Source organism: Enterobacter sp. 940_PEND (assembly GCF_001059415.1).
Taxonomy (GTDB): domain Bacteria; phylum Pseudomonadota; class Gammaproteobacteria; order Enterobacterales; family Enterobacteriaceae; genus Enterobacter; species Enterobacter cloacae_M.
This window is the reverse complement of record NZ_JUMS01000029.1, coordinates 1-1,480: the sequence shown is the minus strand read 5'-3', so window position 1 is coordinate 1,480 and position 1,480 is coordinate 1. Positions and strand designations below refer to the sequence as shown.

General features: G+C 37.4%; 2 protein-coding genes. One reads left to right on the top strand and one right to left on the bottom strand.

Annotation, left to right across the window (positions count from 1 at the left end; genetic code table 11):
* Positions 1-337: 337 nt before the first annotated feature.
* Entirely contained in the window at positions 338-526 is a 189-nt protein-coding gene (locus tag ADJ24_RS24935; protein ID WP_139157883.1) for a hypothetical protein, read from the top strand.
* 40 nt (positions 527-566) lie between these two features.
* On the opposite strand, the gene tenpIN is transcribed toward ADJ24_RS24935, so the two are convergent.
* Positions 567-1,064 (bottom strand): type III toxin-antitoxin system TenpIN family toxin, encoded by a 498-nt coding sequence (gene tenpIN / locus ADJ24_RS05035; RefSeq protein WP_042948500.1) that lies wholly within the window; start codon positions 1,062-1,064, stop codon positions 567-569.
* Between the last annotated feature and the right edge of the window lie 416 nt (positions 1,065-1,480).

Genomic DNA, 1,480 nt, shown 5'->3' with positions numbered 1-1,480 from the left:
ACCCGCTACGGGGGAGACTTACCCGAAATCTGATTTATTCAACAAAGCCCCGGAGAACTGCAAGGACGCAGAATGAAAGAGTACCATTGTATGAAGTTTTTCTTGTGTAACGCGTGTTTTGACCACCGGTTTATCCGGTGGTTTTTTTATAAACAACATCCACATTTTAAATAAATGCATCAGTCATTATTACAACACACGAACAAATATATAAATGAGAATCTATTTTTTATTATTTAATATATTGGTAAATAATGGTATAATTAACCATTCAATGAGTTGTTTTATAAAACCCATTAGCGTTCCATCCGAAATATAATACTGGAGATACAACAACATGAAAAGTAAGATGATTCCCTTTACAGTTAAAAACCTTTTAAAATCAAAGAGTTGCAAGAAGATGACCGCTTCAGCTAAAGCGCTTTGCAATGCCTTTGGCACTTCGGCGCTTTTAGCGCTTGCAAGCGCTTTAGCTGAAGCGGTAGAGCCTACCACAAAAAACAAAAAAAATCAATACCATGCATGAGTATTTTTTTCTTTATTATCATCCCTCAGAATACAAAGGATTATTTAATTCCTAATTCCACATGATAGTTAACTAAAGTGCTAAACCGATATTCCTCATCATTAAGAATACGCCTGTCGTTTTTCTCTACAGCTTTGACGTAACGCATAACATATTTATTAAATTGCTTTTGTATATGTTGCTCTTTACCCTGGAGTTTCCTGCCTGCTTCTTTTGTTCTCAAAACAAAAATATTATTACTGATATGCTCTGTTTTTCTTATCAGCAGGGCTTTAGAGTAGTCAAGACCCATCCCTTTAATACGTCTGTCTTTATTTTCATCGCGGTTTACTTCAAGGATGTAACTCGCATCATGCTTGATATTTGACCGGACGGGAATTGCAAAGGTTAACCCATCGATGTCAATTTGAACTACCCCATGACCACGAACTTTGCCATCATGAGACATCCATTCGTTGTTTACTATATTGAAATCTAAAGCCTGAATAACGACAGGGTTATCAGTATAGAAAGATTCATCAAGTTTCTTGAGTTCCATAAGCACCTTGGTAGATACAAAAAAACCCCGACTAAGTCGAGGTTTTTAGGGTAGTTATTACAAGGAATTTGGGTTTTTAACGTGGGGATGTTCCTACCGCCACAACAAACAGGGAATTTGGGTTTTTAACGTGGGGATGTTCCTACCGCCACAAACTACACATTCAATCTACTCTACTTAGCGGATAAGATCAACCCTATCTTAGGTGCTCAGAGTAGTTACTAAGTACTTGATGCGCCGATAGGTAGATAGAATTCATCTTTAGCTTTACCACCGGGAAGGTTAGGTTCTATATGAAAAAAAATCTCTGGAACCTGTCACATAGTACGTGTTCGCTTTTTTAGTAGGATCGAAAGTATTGTCGTCTGAATCGCCACGGGTTTAACAGACACCTCAGAGTCATTTAAGATGGCTTA